This is a genomic window from Parapusillimonas sp. JC17, from assembly GCF_052180245.1.
GTDB lineage: Bacteria > Pseudomonadota > Gammaproteobacteria > Burkholderiales > Burkholderiaceae_B > Parapusillimonas.
In genome coordinates this window covers 932,024-946,743 of the sequence record NZ_CP197474.1, presented here as the reverse complement: position 1 = coordinate 946,743, position 14,720 = coordinate 932,024, and the positions used below count along the sequence as shown (strand labels likewise).

Genomic DNA, 14,720 nt, shown 5'->3' with positions numbered 1-14,720 from the left:
ATGTCCAACCTTAGCAAGCCGTTCCATGATGAACTTGACGATGAGCGCTTCCAGGTCTCGTCAAGGCTAGAAATTCGATCCATCCTGCGCGCCATCGAACGCAACAAGGCTTTGCTTCGGATGCAGATCACAGGCTCCACTGTGGGCATCGTCACCACCATCCTGCAGGTGGAAGACGAGGCTGTCGTCATCGACGCCACTCGCAACGAAAGCATCAACCGGCGTCTCATCGCCGGCGACGAAGAGGTGAAGCTCGAAACCAATCTGGACCGCGTGCTGATCCGCTTCTTCGCTGACAAGGTCAGCGACTGCATGTACGAGGACGCCCCCGCCCTGCGCATGGCTTTCCCTGAACGCCTGACCCGCATTCAGCGCCGCGAGCACTATCGCATCGACATTCCCGCCAGCAACCCGGCAAAGTGCACCATCCCTAAAGAAAGTGCCGGACAGGATACCGAACTCACGCTCGACGTCCGCGACATCAGTTGGGATACTAAAAAAGACGTCACGGTGGAACTGAAGGACATCAGCGCCGGCGGGCTCAGCATCCTAAGCTACGCCACGAATCTTCCGCACAAGAAAGGCACGATATATTCCAACTGCCGCATAAGCCTGCCCGACGTCGGCTCCATTACCGTCGACCTGGAAGTGGTCCAGTCACGCGCCGAGACCCAGTCAAACGGAAAAGAGCGTGTTCTCATCGGCTGTGCCTTTGTCGACCCGGACCGCGGCGCACAACAAGACATCCAGCGCTACATCAACGTGCTGGAACGCAAGCTGATCGCAAAGCGACGCGGTTTGGAGTAGGGGTCAGACCCCATGCGGGGTCTGACCCCAAAAGCAATCGGTCGTGCCAAGGGGTCGAGGGGTCAGACCCCGTACGGGGTCTGACCCCATGATGCTGCCGACCGCGGGGGGGTCAGACCCTGTTCAGGGTCTGACCCCTGCGCACGCTGCGGTGCGCGAGCAACGAGAACACCAGGGCGAATACCACCATGCCCAACGCCAGGGCCAGGACGAATGCCGTCAGCCAGTCGAGCATCGAGCTCAACGAAGACGGCGAGGCATGGGTCAAGTAAGGCATCGCCCATGCGCCCAGGAACGTCACGGCCAGGGCCGCGAGCATGGAAAACGCGAGAGGCATGCCGGCCGACCTTCCATGGCGGCGCAGCGTGCGGAACCCCAAGGCGACACCGGTCAGCAGCAACACCGCCAGAATGATGACCGGCCAGAACCAGGCGGAAAGCGTTTCCCATGCAATGAACCAGAGGGAAATCGGATTGAAATCGTTCATGGTGCCTCCTTCGGTCAGGCGCGGCCGCGCAGCATGGCGCGATATGCGCCTATCAGGCCTTTCTCGTCGATCAGCCACGAAATCCAGAGCTCTTCGAGCGGGTCGATGAAAGGAAAGGACTGCACGAGCTTGCCGTCGTAATCGAATTCAATGAGCATGGCTTTGCCGTAACGGGTCACCATGGGACAAGAGGTGTAGCCGTTGTAGACCGCGCGAGGCTCTTTGCCGTTCAGCTCCGCCATGAGGTTGTCCACGACCACGGGCACCTGCCATTTCACGCTGGCGGCCGTCTTGCCTCGGGGTACGCCGGCGACATCGCCGACCGAGAACACGTTAGGGTAGCGCGGATGCCTGAGCGTCGCCTTGTCGGCCTCCACCCAGCCATCCGCCGCCAAGGCACCCACTTGCCATGGCAGCGGGCTGTTGCGGACCGCGTCGGGCGCGCGCATGGGTGGCACCACGTGAAGAAAATCGTAATCCAGCGTGGCCTCGCCCTTACCCGTCGTGAAAACGGCCTTGCGAGCCCCGGGGTCGATCGATCGCAGCACATGTCCGTAGTTCACCCCTATATCGCGTTCGGAAAAAAGCGTGCGCACTTTTTCGTTGACCGGAACGACTGAAAACACCGCATCGTTGTGTGCGTTGTAGACCAGTTGCACGGCGTCACGCCTGCCCTTGATACGCGCCTTGTCATCGACCAGAAAAGTGATCTTGAGCGGCGCCCCGGCGCACTTCATTTCAGTGGCCGGACGCATGAACAAGCCGACGCCGCCCTTCTCGATGAACTGATCGATGGCGCCGGCGGACGCTTGGGCCGCCTGGGGACCGGCATAGATGCTGGCAATACCGTTCCGGCCGATCAGATCGGGATTCATGCCGTCTATCGCGGCATAGTCCAGCTTCAGCCCCGTCGCCACGAACAGGAAGTCATAAGGAAGTCTCTGGCCGCTTGCGGTAACCACCTGGTTGCCGTCCGGATCGAACTCCGCCACGGCTTCCTGCACCCACCTGACCGAGCGAGGCATATAGCGGGCATTGCTGTCGGTGATATGGGACGGAGTCCAGATGCCGGCTCCGACCAATGTCAGGCCCGGCTGGAAATGATGCTCTTTCTTGGCGTCCACGACGATGATGCTGGCATTGTCCACTTGCCGCGCCAGACGCGCCGCCAAGCTCAGGCCGGCCGCGCCAGCCCCCGCGATGACGATACGGACGCCCTTGCCTTGCGCTTGCGTTGCCGCCCCGGTCAGCCCGGAGGCACCCAGCGCCGCCAGTAGCGAGCCTGCTTTAAGAAAATATCTTCGATCCATTGAATGCCTCCTCCCTTTGCCGGTTTGGCATGTCCCCGCGTCCCTATCGCTGTTTCCGCGACTCGAGCACGATGCGCAAGGCGCGGTCGACGCTTCCGACATTGATGCTGAGCTTCATGATTTTCTCCGTATGAATAAAAGGCCCTGTGTCTTTCTACATGCTGTCCATGAATCGTCGATTCCATGGCATCTTCATCAATAAACGCGCCATGCCGCAGAATCCCGACACACCTGCGAAAATCAAGCCCGCGCCGACAAAACCGGCAAGCGCATAGAACCAGGGCGACACAAATGTGCCCAGCAGAACCCCGGTCAGCACCAGGCTGCCCGCTGCGATCTGGGTCTGGCGGGGAAGTTCGATGGGCCGAGCAGGATCGCGAACGACGGGCAGACCGGCTTTTTTCCACCCATCAAGTCCGCCTTCCATCACATAGGCATCGCAGGAAGCGTGGTCGCCCAGCGTTTGCGCGCTGATGCGAGTCCGGTTGCCGGACCGGCAAAGAAAGATCAGCGCCGAGGCGTTGGGCAATCCGGCACGGGACAAGTCCTCCATCGGAATGTTGCGCGCTTGTTCAATGCGCTCCCGCGCATACTCGCCCGCGCTGCGTATATCGATCAGCAAGGCGCCGTGGTCGAGCAGCCGATGGGCTGCCTGCGGAGTGATGATTCGTATGGACATGATGGGCCCTCCTGCGAGGTATCAAGGACAGAAAATGCTTTTGAGTGTGCCGACCAGCTTTTCCACGTCGGGATTGGCGATGCGGTAATGCAGGGTTTGCGCGTCGCGCCGGTATGTGATCAGCCCCTCGCCACGCATTCTGGCCAGATGCTGAGACAGCGCCGATTGGCTCAGATCCATGTGTTCCAACAGAGCCCCCACAGTAAGTTCGCCATGCTCGATCAACAGACACAACACCAACAGGCGATGTTGATTGCCGACCGCCCGCAGAAGCGCCGCGGCTTTCCCGGCGCCTTCCTGCATGAACTCCTTGACGCTTTGTTCTTTAGTCATAAATTTAGGCTTATCTAATTTAGAATATTCTAATACAAAATGCAGAGAAAATGTGTATGTTATGAAGGGGTCAGACCCCATTCGGGGTCTGACCCCGGGGACGCGGTGAAAACCTTGGGGTCAGACCCCGTATGGGGTCTGACCCCCTCGGAAACGATGCAAGAGGTCGGGGTCCGACCCCGCATGGGGTCGGACCCCCTTCAGGCCAACCTAAACGGAAAATAACGTGCGGCTACGTCATATCGAGCTCATCAATGCCGTCCTGCGGACGGGGTCGCTGACCCAGGCTGCGAATCTGCTACATATTTCGCAGCCGGCCGCCAGCAAGATCCTGGCGCATGCCGAAGCCCAGCTCGGATTCTCCTTGTTCCGGCGCATCAAAGGCAGGCTGCACGCGACACCGGAGCTGGACACACTGACGCCGCACATCGCCCGGCTTAACCAGGACATGGCCTCGGTGCGCCGATTGGCCGAGAACATCAAGCGCCATCCGCAAGGCCACCTGCGTGTCGGATGCGCGCCCGCCATCGGACTGGGGTTGCTGCCGCAGGCCATACGCAACAGCCGCGAAAAACAGCCCGGCGTCGTCTTCGACGTCCATACCTACCACAGCTCCGAGCTGGTAGAACGGCTGCACGTGCGGGAACTCGACCTTGCAATCACCTTCGATGCCGCCGACCATCCCGGTATAGATAAAACAACCGTGGGCCAGACGGAACTGGTCTACCTGAGCGCCAGCGAAGACGCCGAGCTCGCCGGACGTGCCATCGATCTGGCGGAACTTGCGACGCGACAGCTCATCATGCTGGACATGCATGACCGCGCCGGCGCCTTGCTGGACGATGCGCTCAGCAGCGCGAATCTCAGCATGCGGCCCAACATACAGGTGCAAACCCATTACGTCGCCTGCGCGCTTGCCCAGGCGGGCTGCGGCGACACCGTCGTCGACGCCATCACGGCACGCGCAATGCTGCGTCCCGGCAACATACTGCGTCCCCTGGACCCGGCCATTCCCGTCCCCATCAACGTCATTACCCATTCATCGGTGCCCCAGCGGGAGATCGATCTCATGTTCATTGATCAATTACGCCGTTTATGCCGGACGCTCTCCGCACAGCCTTACGTCGGCTAGGCGCCGTCAGGCCAAGCGCAAAGCCATAGCCAAATGGCATGGGTGCCGTGCAAAGAGCTATTGGCGCCTTCCCGGCCGCCCGTGTGAGAATCAATCGTCATCCACGTTTTCGGTCCATGCAACCATGCACGTATGTATTGTGGGCGCCGGGGTAATCGGCACCACCACCGCCTGGCAACTCGCCCGTCAGGGCATCAAAGTCACCCTGCTGGAAGCGGGCGACGGCCCGGGCCTGGGCACCAGCTATGCCAACGGCGGCCAGCTCAGCTACAGCTATGTCGCGCCACTGGCGGACCCGAGCGTGCTCCCCAGCCTGCCGAAGTGGTTGCTGGATCGCCGGTCTCCGTTGCGCTTCCGCCCTCGCATGGACGTACACCAGTGGCGCTGGTGCTTGCGTTTCCTGCGCAATTGCGACGGCACGACCGCCAAGCGGACCACTGCTGCCATGCTGACCCTGTCCTATCTCAGTCGCGACACCCTGCATCGCTGGATGGACGAAACGCCCCTTGAGTTCCATCACCGGTCGAACGGCAAGCTGATTGCCTACCGCAGCCCCGAACTCCTGGAAAAGGCACGCAAGCTGGTCGAATACCAGGCGGCGCATGGCGCGCAGCAAAAAGTCCTGAGCCGGGCGGAATCCATCGACCTGGAGCCTTCGCTGGCGGGCCTGGACACCTCGCTGGCCGGCTGCATTTATACGCCCGGCGAAGAAGTGGGCGACTGCTATCTGTTCACCAAAGCGCTGTACGATGCCCTGGCCAAGCATCCGCAAGTGACGATACGCAACCATGCGCAGGTCAGTCGCCTGGTGCAGCGCGAAGGCCGGATCGTTGCCGCGGAACTCGCCGACGGCGGGCAAATCGAGGCAGACCAATTCATCCTCGCCAATGGCCTCGGAGCGCGCAAGCTGCTGCGGCAACAGGGCGGCAACGCCATGATCTATGGACTCAAGGGCTACAGCCTCAGTGTTCCCCGGACACAGGGCACTGAAGCCGCAGCGCCTGAAATCAGCGTCACCGACTATGAAAGACGCATCGTCTACGCGCCGATCGGTCCGGTATTGCGCATTGCCGCCATGGTGGACATAGGCGGCGACCCCGGGGCCGCGAACCCGCAGCGCATCGGCCAGCTGAAAAACCAGGTCAAGGAAACTTTTCCAGGACTGGCCGTGGACGAGGCGGTCGGCTGGTCGGGCGAACGCCCCGCCACGCCCGACAGCAAGCCCATCATCGGACGCAGCAAGGCCGCTGATAATCTGTGGCTGAACATCGGGCACGGAGCGCTGGGCTTTACCCTGGCATGCGGCAGCGCGGCCCTGTTGGGCGCCCAGCTGCAAGGCGACCGCGCGCCCATCGATCCTCGGCCTTTCGCTGAACGTTGAGAATCGCATGGGGTCCGACCCCATACGGGGTCGGACCCCGTTTCATGATGACGCTGCGAACCAGGCCGAGGGGTCCGACCCCGTATGGGGTCGGACCCCTTTCTGCGAATCGAGTTGGGGTCAGACCCCGCAAGGGGTCTGACCCTGAATCAATGCGTCGAGGTGCCCGGCGACGGTTGCATGGATGCCCCGGCCTCGCAAGCCGATATAAACCAGCTCATTGCCCTGCGTGGCCGCAAAGCCGGGCGATTTCTCGATGCGGACGCGGCCTCCCGCAAGATGCACTATCGCCGGGCCATGCCGGTCGGTCACCACCCTGCCCTTGACCCGTATCACCTCGGATGGCAGCCCCTTGAGCGCGGCGATCAGCGCATCCGCGTCAAGCACGCCGGGCGAAGACCATAGGCCGCCCTCGAAAGGATGGTCCGGATCGTCCTGATGATGATCGTGCTCTCCGTCGTCCGAAGCATGGCTTGCCGGCGCACCTCCGGCCAGAATCTGCTCCAGGGGCACGCGGCCGAAACTGGCGCGCAAGAAAGGCAAGGCTCCATACCGCTCGCGCAGCCGGGCCTCCACCTCATCGGCCTCGTCCGGCTCCAGCAGGTCCGTCTTGTTCATCACCACCAGCCCCGCCGCCCGAATCTGCCGCGCCACGGTATCACCCATCAAAGAATCATCCAGCAGGGAGATGATCCGCCCCGCATCGACCATCACCACCACAGCTTCCAGCTGCAACATCGGATCAGACAAGCCCACCTGCGCGATGCGCCCAGGATCAGACACACCGCTCGCCTCGATGACGATCAAGTCCGGCAGAGGCTTACGCTCGAGCACGCGAATCAATGCATCATCGAGGCCCGAGCCGATGGAGCAACAGATGCAGCCGTTCGTCAGGCTGAGCGTTTCGCCGTCATGCGAGGCGATAAGCGAGGCATCCACGTTGATGGGGCCGAAATCATTGACCATGACGGCAACCCGGCGGGCCGACCGAGTCAGCAAATGATTCAGCAAGGTGGTCTTTCCGGCGCCCAGAAAGCCGCCCAGGACTACTAAAGGTATGCGCTCAACCACGACGGCTCAATGCTTGCCGGGCGCTTCGAACGCGTGGCCGGCCACCATGGTGCCTTCGATCGCGACTTCTTTGAGCGCCTCGGGTTCGGCCCGGGACGGATCGCTGCCCAGCACACAAAAATCGGCGAACTTGCCGATCTCGATGGATCCGATGAGACCATCCATGTGCAAGGTATAGGCGGCGCCCAGTGTAACCGCGCGCAAAGCGGACGCGACACTGATGCGCTCGCTTTCGCCCAGTATCCGGCCGGATGCAGTCCGGCGATTCACGGCGCACCATGCCGTAAACAGAGGCCCGATGGGTGTAATGGGCGCATCGGAATGGATCGCAAACGGCACACCCAGGCGTTCCGCCGTCGCGCATGAGTTCATGCGATTGGCGCGGTCCGGGCCCATGGTCATTTCCATGTGGGCATCGCCCCAGTAGAAAATGTGATTGGCGAACAGGTTGACGCACAACCCAAGCTTCGCAATGCGCCGGAATTGCGCCGGCGACGCCATCTGGCAGTGCTGCAGCGTATGGCGGTGATCGAATCGCGGATGCAGCGTCAACGCGCGTTCCAGCGCCACCAGCGCGACTTCGGTGGCCTCGTCCCCGTTGGTGTGGATATGCAGCTGTATGCCGGCCCGGTGGTACTGTTCGACGATGTAGTTCAAGTCGTCCGGCGCTGTGACCCATATGCCATTGGGCGCGCCGTTGAAGTAGCCGGGCCACAACAGCCGGGCGGTGAAACCCTGGATGGAACCGTCGACCACCAGTTTGACAATGCCAAGACGCATCTTGTCGTGGTTGTTCTGCTTGAGCAAAGCCAGCTTGTTCATGCAGGCTTCTGTATCGCGGCCGAAGAACATGCCGGAAGCCGCAGGAACGATGCGCACCGGATAATCATCGCGGCGCGTGGTGGCTGCCATCGACATGATGCCTTCGTCGTGCAGTTCGTTGACCAGGTCCGTGGCGGTCGTCACGCCCGCCACCTGCGCCACCTGGCCGAACATCGCCAGACACTCGGGGCTCTGCCCCAGGACGCGGAACGGATTACCGATCAGCCGGGTCACCGGAAACATCGCGGCGAATTCGCAGAGCTCTCCGGTGGGCTCACCGTTGGCGAACCTGGAGATGCCTTCGATATCGGTGTCACGGTCGATGCCCGCCATCTCCAGCGCCTTGCCGTTCACGTTCATCAAATGCATGCTGGCGTGCATGACGACGACCGCACGGTCTTCGGATACCTTGTCCAGATCCTGCACCGACATGCGCCGGGATCCGAAGTAGATGGGATCGAAGCCCCAGCCGATCAGGTGCTTGCCGCCCTGGAGCGCGCCCTGGGCCTCCCGCAGGCGAGCGACCACCTCGTCTATGGTTTTCAGGCCGCGCCAGATCTTTCCGTCGGGGCCGCGGCGATCATAGAAGCCGACGTAGACATACAGCCATACGACGCCCTCATGCAGATGGCAATGCCCTTCCACCAGACCGGGCATGAGCACCTTGTCGGCATAGCGCTCGTCATGTCGGGCGCCTTGCCATGCGGCGGCCTGTTCCTCCGTTCCCACCGCGAGTATCCGCCCGCTGCGCACCGCGACGTGCGTGGCTTCCGGTTGGGAGCGATTCATCGTCAGGATTTTCTTCGCCCGGTAGATCGTGACGTCCTGCTGCTCAACTTGATCATTCATGCCAATTGCTCCGTGTTTCCGTATGCGATGCGCCCATCCAGCGGCGCCGTGATCCGTCCGTCTTCGACCTCGACGAAGTGGCAAGCAACCTTATGCCCCGGCACGACCTCCCGCAACGCCGGAGGAGACTGCTCGCACAGCGCCTGCGTGGCGGGACAGCGCCCCGCGAAACGGCAACCAGCCGGTGGATTGATGGGGCTGGGCGGGTCGCCGCTAAGCTTGATGCGCTGAGCGGCCTTCTCGCGGCCGCCGCTGACAGTCGGCACGGCCGACATCAGCGCCACGCTGTATGGATGCAGAGGCCGGGAAAAAAAGGCGTTGCGCGCCCCCTGTTCGACAATCTGGCCCAGGTACATGACGGCAATGTCATCGCAGATATGCTCGACCACCGCCATGTCATGGCTGATGAACAAGAAAGACTGCCCGCGCTCGCGTTGAATCTTGCGCAGCAGATTCAATATCTGAGCCCGAATGGCGATATCCAGTGCCGAGACGGGCTCATCGCAGACAACGAGCTGGGGATCGGTCGCCAGGGCGCGCGCGATATTCAGGCGCTGTCGCTGTCCACCCGAAAACTGGTGGGGAAACAATACCTGCTGATCTTCCCGCAGGCCGACGATGCGGAAGAGTTCATTGACCTTCTCGCGCTGCTGTGCGGGCGTGCCGATACCCATGAGCATCAGCGGCATGCGCACGATTTCCCCGGCGCGTTGACGCGGATTCAACGATGAATAGGGATCCTGGAATACGAGTTGAAAGTGCCGTCGCTGCCGGCGCAAGGCATCGCCCTCCATCGCGGTCAGATCCAGGCCGTTGAACGTGATGGTGCCCGCGGTGACCGGAGCCAGACGCATGACGGATAAAGCGGTGGTGGTCTTTCCCGAGCCGGACTCGCCGACAATCGCCATGGTGCGCCCGCGACGTATCTCGAAGCTGACGCCGTCCACGGCATGGACCTTGTCTCGCGTTCCGTCCGCCCGACGCCTGCCTATCGGGAAATGAACTTTCAGGTCGCGCACCGACAACAATACAGATTCCTTGCCATTGGAAGCCTGCATGGTGTGTGTGCCGACTTGCGGGGGCTCGCTCATGTGCGCTCCTCATACAGCCAACAGGCCACTTTCTGTGTCGGCCCCATTTGAAAGGATGGTGGAAAAGCCTGGTGGCATTGCGGCATCACGTGGTCGCAACGATCCGCAAACGGACATCCTTCGCCACGATTCCATATCGATGGCACGATACCGGGAATCTCCGGCAGATCGGGACGATGGTCCGAAGGTGCCGGGTCGAGTTCGGGCAGACAGGCGATCAGGCCTTGCGTGTATGGATGGCGCGGGCTTGCGAGGATCTCGGCGGTGATGCCCTCTTCCACCACGCGTCCGCCATACATCACGACGACACGATCCGACATTTCGGCGACGGCGCCCATGTCGTGCGTGATCATGATGATGGCGGTGCCGCGCCGCCGCTGCTGCTCACGCAGCAGATCGAAGATCTGGGCCTGGACGGTCACGTCGAGCGCCGTGGTGGGCTCATCGGCAATCAGGACGTCCGGGTCGCAGGCCAGCGCCATGGCGATCATGACACGCTGCCTCATCCCGCCCGACATTTCGTGGGGATAGTTGTCGATGCGGCGTTCGGGCGCCGGTATGCCCACCGATTGAAGGATCTCGAGCGCCTTGCCGCGCGCCTCGTCGCGGCTCAGCCCCTGATGGAGTCTCAAGGGTTCGCATATCTGATCGCCGACGGTATAGACCGGATTCAATGCGGTCATGGGTTCCTGGAAGATCATGGATATCTTGTTACCCCGCACGCGCCGCATCTGAGCGGGATTCGCCTTGACGAGATCGGTCTCCTTCAGCGCCACCGCGCCGGCGCTGATGCGTCCGGGTTCCGGAATGAGGCGCATGATGGCCAGTGCCGTCATGCTCTTCCCGCATCCTGATTCACCGACCAGGCAAACGGTTTCACCGGGGCAGACGTCGAAGCTGATGTCGTTCAGGATGTAGGCGGTAGCACGCCGGGTCGCCAGCTCTACCGCCAAGCCCTTTACGGACAGCACGGCGCTCATGACCGCTCTCGCAGACGGGGATTCAAGGCGTCGTTCAGTCCGTCGCCGATCAGGCTGACCGCCAGGACCGTCAGGAAAATGGCGACGCCGGGCAAGGTGACGGCCCACCATGCCACCAGAATATAAGAACGGTTGTTGCCTATCATCAAGCCCCAGCTCATCATATTGGGGTCGCCCAGGCCCAGGAAGGACAGTCCGGCCTCGAACAGGATCGCCGTGCCTATGGCCAATGTCGCGGACACGATCAAGGGCGCCATGGCGTTGGGCAGGATCACTTTCCAAATCAGGCGCGCGTTGCCGGCACCGACGACGCGCTCCGCCAGGATGTAGTCCAGCTGCTTCAAGCGCAGGAACTCGCCGCGGGCGAGCCTTGCCGTTCCCGTCCAGCTGACGATGCCGATGGCAATGGAAATAGTCCAAAGCGTGGGCGAAAACAATGTCACCAGCACCATGGCGAACAGCAATGTGGGCAGCACCTGGAAAAACTCGGTAACCCGCATCAGGGCTTCGTCGACCCATCCGCCGTAGTAGCCGGCCAGGGCGCCGACCACGATGCCGATCACCACCGACAGGACGGCCGCGACCACGCCGACCAGCAATGTGGCCCGCCCTCCGTACACCAGGCCGACCAGCAGGTCCCTTCCAAGATAGTCGGTACCCAGCAGGCCGAATTCCGAGCCGGGCGCCTCCATGGGCGGACCGACCATGTCGAAAGGGTCGACCCCCATGACCATGGGCCCGAAAATCGTGATGCAGACGATGGCCAGCAAGAGCAGGAAACCGAAGACTGCGGATGGATTGCGGCAGAATACGCGCAAGGCCTCGCGCAGCTGACCAGGCGGCTTTGCCGGCCCGGCCTGGGGGACCATCCGCGCGTCTTTCCGGGCCGCCGCCGAGGAGTCCGTCATGATGTCTTGATCCTCGGGTCGATGATGCGGTAGGCGACGTCCGTAAGCTGATTCATCACCACCACCATCAATGATGCAAAGAACAGGATGCCCAGCAAAGTGGGAAAGTCGCGGCGCAGCACGGAATCAAAAGCCAGCCGCCCCAGGCCCGGCCAATTGAAGACCGTTTCGACCAGGATGGCACCGGCAAGCACATTGCCGAACTGCAGGCCCAGCATGGTGATCACCGGCAGGACGGCATTGCGCAACGCGTGCTTGTACAAGACCACCGCTTCCGATAAGCCCTTGGCCCTCGCGGTGCGGATGTAGTCGGACGACAGCGTTTCCATCATGCTGGCGCGTGCCAGGCGGCTATATTGAGCCAGGTAGACAAACGCCAGGGTGAAGGCCGGCAGCACCAGGTGCATCGCGACATCGAGGATACCAGCCCAGCCACCCGCGTCCATGCCCGCGGTACGCATATCGGATACTGGAAATATCGGCCATACCGACGCAAAAAGGATGATGAGCACGATGCCGGTCCAGAACACCGGAGCTGAATAGCCGACAATCGAAAGCACGGTGACCGACTGGGAAAGCAATCCGTTGGGACGCCTGGCGGCCAAGGCCCCCAGCAGGGTGCCGGCAAAAAATGCCAGCAGTATGGACACCACGACAAGAAGCAGCGTTGCGGGCACCCGCTCCCAGATCAGCGAGGCGACGGAGGCATTGAAATAATAGGACTGCCCCAGGTCGCCTTGCAGCACCTTGCCCAGGTATATGCCCAACTGAACGATAAAGGGCTTGTCGAGGCCGAACTGCTGCCGCAGTTCGTGCCGCAGCTCTTCAGTCATCCCACCCATGCTGCCCGCCAGCGTCTCGACCGGATCGCCGGGCGAGACGTGGATGAGCAGGAAGTTCAGCGTGAGGACCGCCAGCAGCAAGATGACGGCGTACGCCAATCGCTTCAATACATAACGCAGCATCGGAATCCGTCCGTTTACCGTGTTTACTTCAGGTAGACCTCATCGAGCGGCGAGAGCGGTCCCCATATGCTGGTCGGCGGATTGCCGACATTCTTCCTGACCAGGGTGTGATAGGGGACTTCGGCCACGTAGATGATGGGTGCATCTTCGTTCACCTGCCGCTGGAAGTCGGCATAGAGTGCCTTGCGCTTGCCCGCATCCTGCTCGATGCCGGCCTGCGCCAGTATTTCGTCGACTTTCTCATTGCGATAAGACTGGGTATTGGTCCAGACGATGGGCCGGATATTCGAAGACAGATAGGTGCGGTGGACGCCTATGACGGGGTCTCCCCAGTTCCATACGATGTCGGTGGTCATGTCGAAATCGTGGTTGGCCACTGTCTTGGCCCATGAGGGGAAATCCGCGGATGTGCGCAGGTCTGCACCAACGCCGATCTTTTTGAGCTGCGTCCGTGCGTACTCCGCCACGTTCTTGCTGACGGCCACGGTGCCGGGCAGGATATCTATCGTGATCTTGAAACGCTCGCCGTTGGCTCCGGGCTTCAGTCCGGCTTCGTCCAGCAGTTGCTTGGCCTTTTCAAGATCCAGCTTGTAGGGATTGGCATCCGGAGCAGCGAAGGGGCTGGAGCTGATGATGGGCCCGATAGCTGGCTTGGCAAACCCCGCGGTCAGCGCCTTGGTGATGAAGTTCTTGTCCAGCGCATAGGCAATGGCCTGGCGGACGCGCTTGTCGTCCAGCGGCTTCCTGGTCGTATTGATGGCCAGCCATGCCTCGGCACCGATGCCCTCGTAGCCCTTATCGAGCATGACCAGGTCCTTGTTGGTCTGAGCCCGGCGCAGTACGGTCACGTCTCCCGCGAATGGCAGCATCTGGAGATCGCCGCGCTCCAGCCCGATCAGAAGGGTGGTGTCTTCCGGGTTGATCTGAATGACCACGCGGTCCAGGTAAGGCTTGCCCTCCAGGAAGAACTTGTCGAATCGCTCCAGCACGACCTCCTTGCCGGGAATGAATTCCTTGAGCTTGAATGGGCCGGAGCCGACGACGTTCTGGGAGTTGCGCGGATGCGACTTCAGGTCGGTGCCGTCGCCGTAGATATGCTTGGGAATGATGGGCGACAATGCCGGCGACAAGGCGATCAGCAGCGCTGGATGGGGCTGCGACAACTTGAACACCGCCGTGTGGGGATCGGGCGTTTCGACGCTTTCGACGGCTCCGAACATGGCCTGGAACGGATGATTGGCCTTGTTCGACATGATGGAAAAAGCGACGTCCTCGGACGTGATGGGCTTACCATCGTGGAAAACCGCGTTTGCGCGCAGCTTGACGGTCAACGCCTTGCCATCGTCCGACCACTGCCAGGACTCGGCCAAGTAGGGTTGCGGTTCCCATTTGTCGTTGAAACGCACCAGGCTCGCGAACAGCTGCGTACTGGGCAGCGCGGTCGCCATTCCGGACTGCACCGCTCCGTTCAAGTGACGGGGCGCCTGGTAAGTACCCAATACCAATGTCCCGCCTTGTTTCGGCTGCTCCTGGGCGACTACGTTGCCGGCCCCCGCTAATGACACAACGCATGACATCGCGGCCAGCGCGATGCTGTTTCGGAAACTGCGCATGTTTTTCCCCTTTGGATGTGGACGTCGCAATAAGCACACACTACGCTCTACTGGGCCAAGTCAACATAGCATCGGGCAATCCGGCAGCCATAGGACCAAGGCACCGATTTCAATGGGGCCAGTTCAGGCTGCGCAGGCCGGCATCCAAGCAATCTAGGGGAAAACACCGAGAGCGGGGTAACTGGGGTCAGACCCCGTATGGGGTCTGACCCCAATGTTGCAGGGATCGAGAGCAGGGGTCAGACCCCGTACGGGGTCTGACCCCCAATGCTGTTTCTTGCTCGGAACGGCA

The 14,720-nt window shown here is 61.6% G+C and carries 14 protein-coding genes; 3 read left to right on the top strand and 11 right to left on the bottom strand.

All coding sequences use genetic code 11. From position 1 onward, the window contains the following. Nucleotides 1–807, top strand: coding sequence for a flagellar brake protein (locus tag ACSBPU_RS04565; protein ID WP_442595993.1), 807 nt, complete (start codon nucleotides 1–3; stop codon nucleotides 805–807). 112 nt (nucleotides 808–919) lie between these two features. Here ACSBPU_RS04565 and ACSBPU_RS04560 read toward each other — a convergent pair whose 3' ends face one another. From ACSBPU_RS04560 to ACSBPU_RS04545, 4 genes are all read right to left on the bottom strand, one after another. Continuing rightward, complete coding sequence (locus ACSBPU_RS04560; RefSeq protein WP_442595991.1) at nucleotides 920–1,294, bottom strand: hypothetical protein; 375 nt, start codon at nucleotides 1,292–1,294, stop codon at nucleotides 920–922. Between the two features lie 14 nt (nucleotides 1,295–1,308). Beyond that, the gene (locus tag ACSBPU_RS04555) at nucleotides 1,309–2,604 is read right to left on the bottom strand and encodes an NAD(P)/FAD-dependent oxidoreductase (protein ID WP_442595989.1); all 1,296 of its coding nucleotides are present in this window, start codon (nucleotides 2,602–2,604) and stop codon (nucleotides 1,309–1,311) included. Nucleotides 2,605–2,758: 154 nt separating this feature from the next. Further along, nucleotides 2,759–3,283 carry a rhodanese family protein gene (locus ACSBPU_RS04550; RefSeq protein WP_442595987.1) on the bottom strand — a complete coding sequence of 175 codons (525 nt, stop codon included), beginning with the start codon at nucleotides 3,281–3,283 and terminating at the stop codon, nucleotides 2,759–2,761. 21 nt (nucleotides 3,284–3,304) lie between these two features. Then, nucleotides 3,305–3,616 (bottom strand): ArsR/SmtB family transcription factor, encoded by a 312-nt coding sequence (locus tag ACSBPU_RS04545; protein WP_442595985.1) that lies wholly within the window; start codon nucleotides 3,614–3,616, stop codon nucleotides 3,305–3,307. Between the two features lie 226 nt (nucleotides 3,617–3,842). Here ACSBPU_RS04545 and ACSBPU_RS04540 point away from each other — a divergent pair, with 226 nt between their 5' ends. Together ACSBPU_RS04540 and ACSBPU_RS04535 are read left to right on the top strand one after the other, a co-directional pair. Further along, nucleotides 3,843–4,748 carry a LysR family transcriptional regulator gene (locus tag ACSBPU_RS04540; protein ID WP_442595983.1) on the top strand — a complete coding sequence of 302 codons (906 nt, stop codon included), beginning with the start codon at nucleotides 3,843–3,845 and terminating at the stop codon, nucleotides 4,746–4,748. A 124-nt stretch (nucleotides 4,749–4,872) separates the two neighbouring features. After that, nucleotides 4,873–6,129, top strand: a complete 1,257-nt coding sequence (locus ACSBPU_RS04535) for a D-amino acid dehydrogenase (RefSeq protein ID WP_442595981.1) — start codon at nucleotides 4,873–4,875, stop codon at nucleotides 6,127–6,129. Between the two features lie 120 nt (nucleotides 6,130–6,249). Here ACSBPU_RS04535 and ACSBPU_RS04530 read toward each other — a convergent pair whose 3' ends face one another. The 7 genes from ACSBPU_RS04530 to ACSBPU_RS04500 are packed head-to-tail and all read right to left on the bottom strand — an operon-like array spanning nucleotide 6,250 to nucleotide 14,428. After that, on the bottom strand, nucleotides 6,250–7,200 hold the full coding sequence (locus tag ACSBPU_RS04530; RefSeq protein WP_442595979.1) for a CobW family GTP-binding protein: 951 nt from the start codon (nucleotides 7,198–7,200) through the stop codon (nucleotides 6,250–6,252). A 6-nt stretch (nucleotides 7,201–7,206) separates the two neighbouring features. Continuing rightward, nucleotides 7,207–8,871: an amidohydrolase gene (locus ACSBPU_RS04525; protein WP_442595977.1), complete on the bottom strand. Its 1,665-nt coding sequence runs from the start codon at nucleotides 8,869–8,871 to the stop codon at nucleotides 7,207–7,209. Next, nucleotides 8,868–9,929, bottom strand: a complete 1,062-nt coding sequence (locus ACSBPU_RS04520; RefSeq protein ID WP_442598554.1) for an ABC transporter ATP-binding protein — start codon at nucleotides 9,927–9,929, stop codon at nucleotides 8,868–8,870. The genes ACSBPU_RS04525 and ACSBPU_RS04520 overlap by 4 nt, the downstream gene beginning before the upstream one ends. 29 nt (nucleotides 9,930–9,958) lie before the next feature. Continuing rightward, on the bottom strand, nucleotides 9,959–10,942 hold the full coding sequence (locus ACSBPU_RS04515) for an ABC transporter ATP-binding protein (protein WP_442595975.1): 984 nt from the start codon (nucleotides 10,940–10,942) through the stop codon (nucleotides 9,959–9,961). After that, on the bottom strand, nucleotides 10,939–11,850 hold the full coding sequence (locus ACSBPU_RS04510; protein WP_442595973.1) for an ABC transporter permease: 912 nt from the start codon (nucleotides 11,848–11,850) through the stop codon (nucleotides 10,939–10,941). The genes ACSBPU_RS04515 and ACSBPU_RS04510 overlap by 4 nt, the downstream gene beginning before the upstream one ends. Further along, complete coding sequence (locus ACSBPU_RS04505) at nucleotides 11,847–12,815, bottom strand: ABC transporter permease (RefSeq protein ID WP_442595971.1); 969 nt, start codon at nucleotides 12,813–12,815, stop codon at nucleotides 11,847–11,849. The genes ACSBPU_RS04510 and ACSBPU_RS04505 overlap by 4 nt, the downstream gene beginning before the upstream one ends. 23 nt (nucleotides 12,816–12,838) lie before the next feature. Next, on the bottom strand, nucleotides 12,839–14,428 hold the full coding sequence (locus ACSBPU_RS04500) for an ABC transporter substrate-binding protein (protein ID WP_442595969.1): 1,590 nt from the start codon (nucleotides 14,426–14,428) through the stop codon (nucleotides 12,839–12,841). Nucleotides 14,429–14,720 lie beyond the last annotated feature (292 nt).

Excerpts from the sequence above, each read along its gene's own strand:
- ACSBPU_RS04500 (WP_442595969.1), bottom strand. The coding sequence starts at position 14,428 with ATGCGCAGTTTCCGAAACAGCATCGCGCTGGCCGCGATGTCATGCGTT.
- ACSBPU_RS04525 (WP_442595977.1), bottom strand. The coding sequence starts at position 8,871 with ATGAATGATCAAGTTGAGCAGCAGGACGTCACGATCTACCGGGCGAAG.
- ACSBPU_RS04505 (WP_442595971.1), bottom strand. The coding sequence starts at position 12,815 with ATGCTGCGTTATGTATTGAAGCGATTGGCGTACGCCGTCATCTTGCTG.
- ACSBPU_RS04550 (WP_442595987.1), bottom strand. The coding sequence starts at position 3,283 with ATGTCCATACGAATCATCACTCCGCAGGCAGCCCATCGGCTGCTCGAC.
- ACSBPU_RS04560 (WP_442595991.1), bottom strand. The coding sequence starts at position 1,294 with ATGAACGATTTCAATCCGATTTCCCTCTGGTTCATTGCATGGGAAACG.
- ACSBPU_RS04510 (WP_442595973.1), bottom strand. The coding sequence starts at position 11,850 with ATGACGGACTCCTCGGCGGCGGCCCGGAAAGACGCGCGGATGGTCCCC.
- ACSBPU_RS04565 (WP_442595993.1), top strand. The coding sequence starts at position 1 with ATGTCCAACCTTAGCAAGCCGTTCCATGATGAACTTGACGATGAGCGC.
- ACSBPU_RS04520 (WP_442598554.1), bottom strand. The coding sequence starts at position 9,929 with ATGCAGGCTTCCAATGGCAAGGAATCTGTATTGTTGTCGGTGCGCGAC.
- ACSBPU_RS04535 (WP_442595981.1), top strand. The coding sequence starts at position 4,873 with ATGCACGTATGTATTGTGGGCGCCGGGGTAATCGGCACCACCACCGCC.
- ACSBPU_RS04515 (WP_442595975.1), bottom strand. The coding sequence starts at position 10,942 with ATGAGCGCCGTGCTGTCCGTAAAGGGCTTGGCGGTAGAGCTGGCGACC.
- ACSBPU_RS04555 (WP_442595989.1), bottom strand. The coding sequence starts at position 2,604 with ATGGATCGAAGATATTTTCTTAAAGCAGGCTCGCTACTGGCGGCGCTG.
- ACSBPU_RS04545 (WP_442595985.1), bottom strand. The coding sequence starts at position 3,616 with ATGACTAAAGAACAAAGCGTCAAGGAGTTCATGCAGGAAGGCGCCGGG.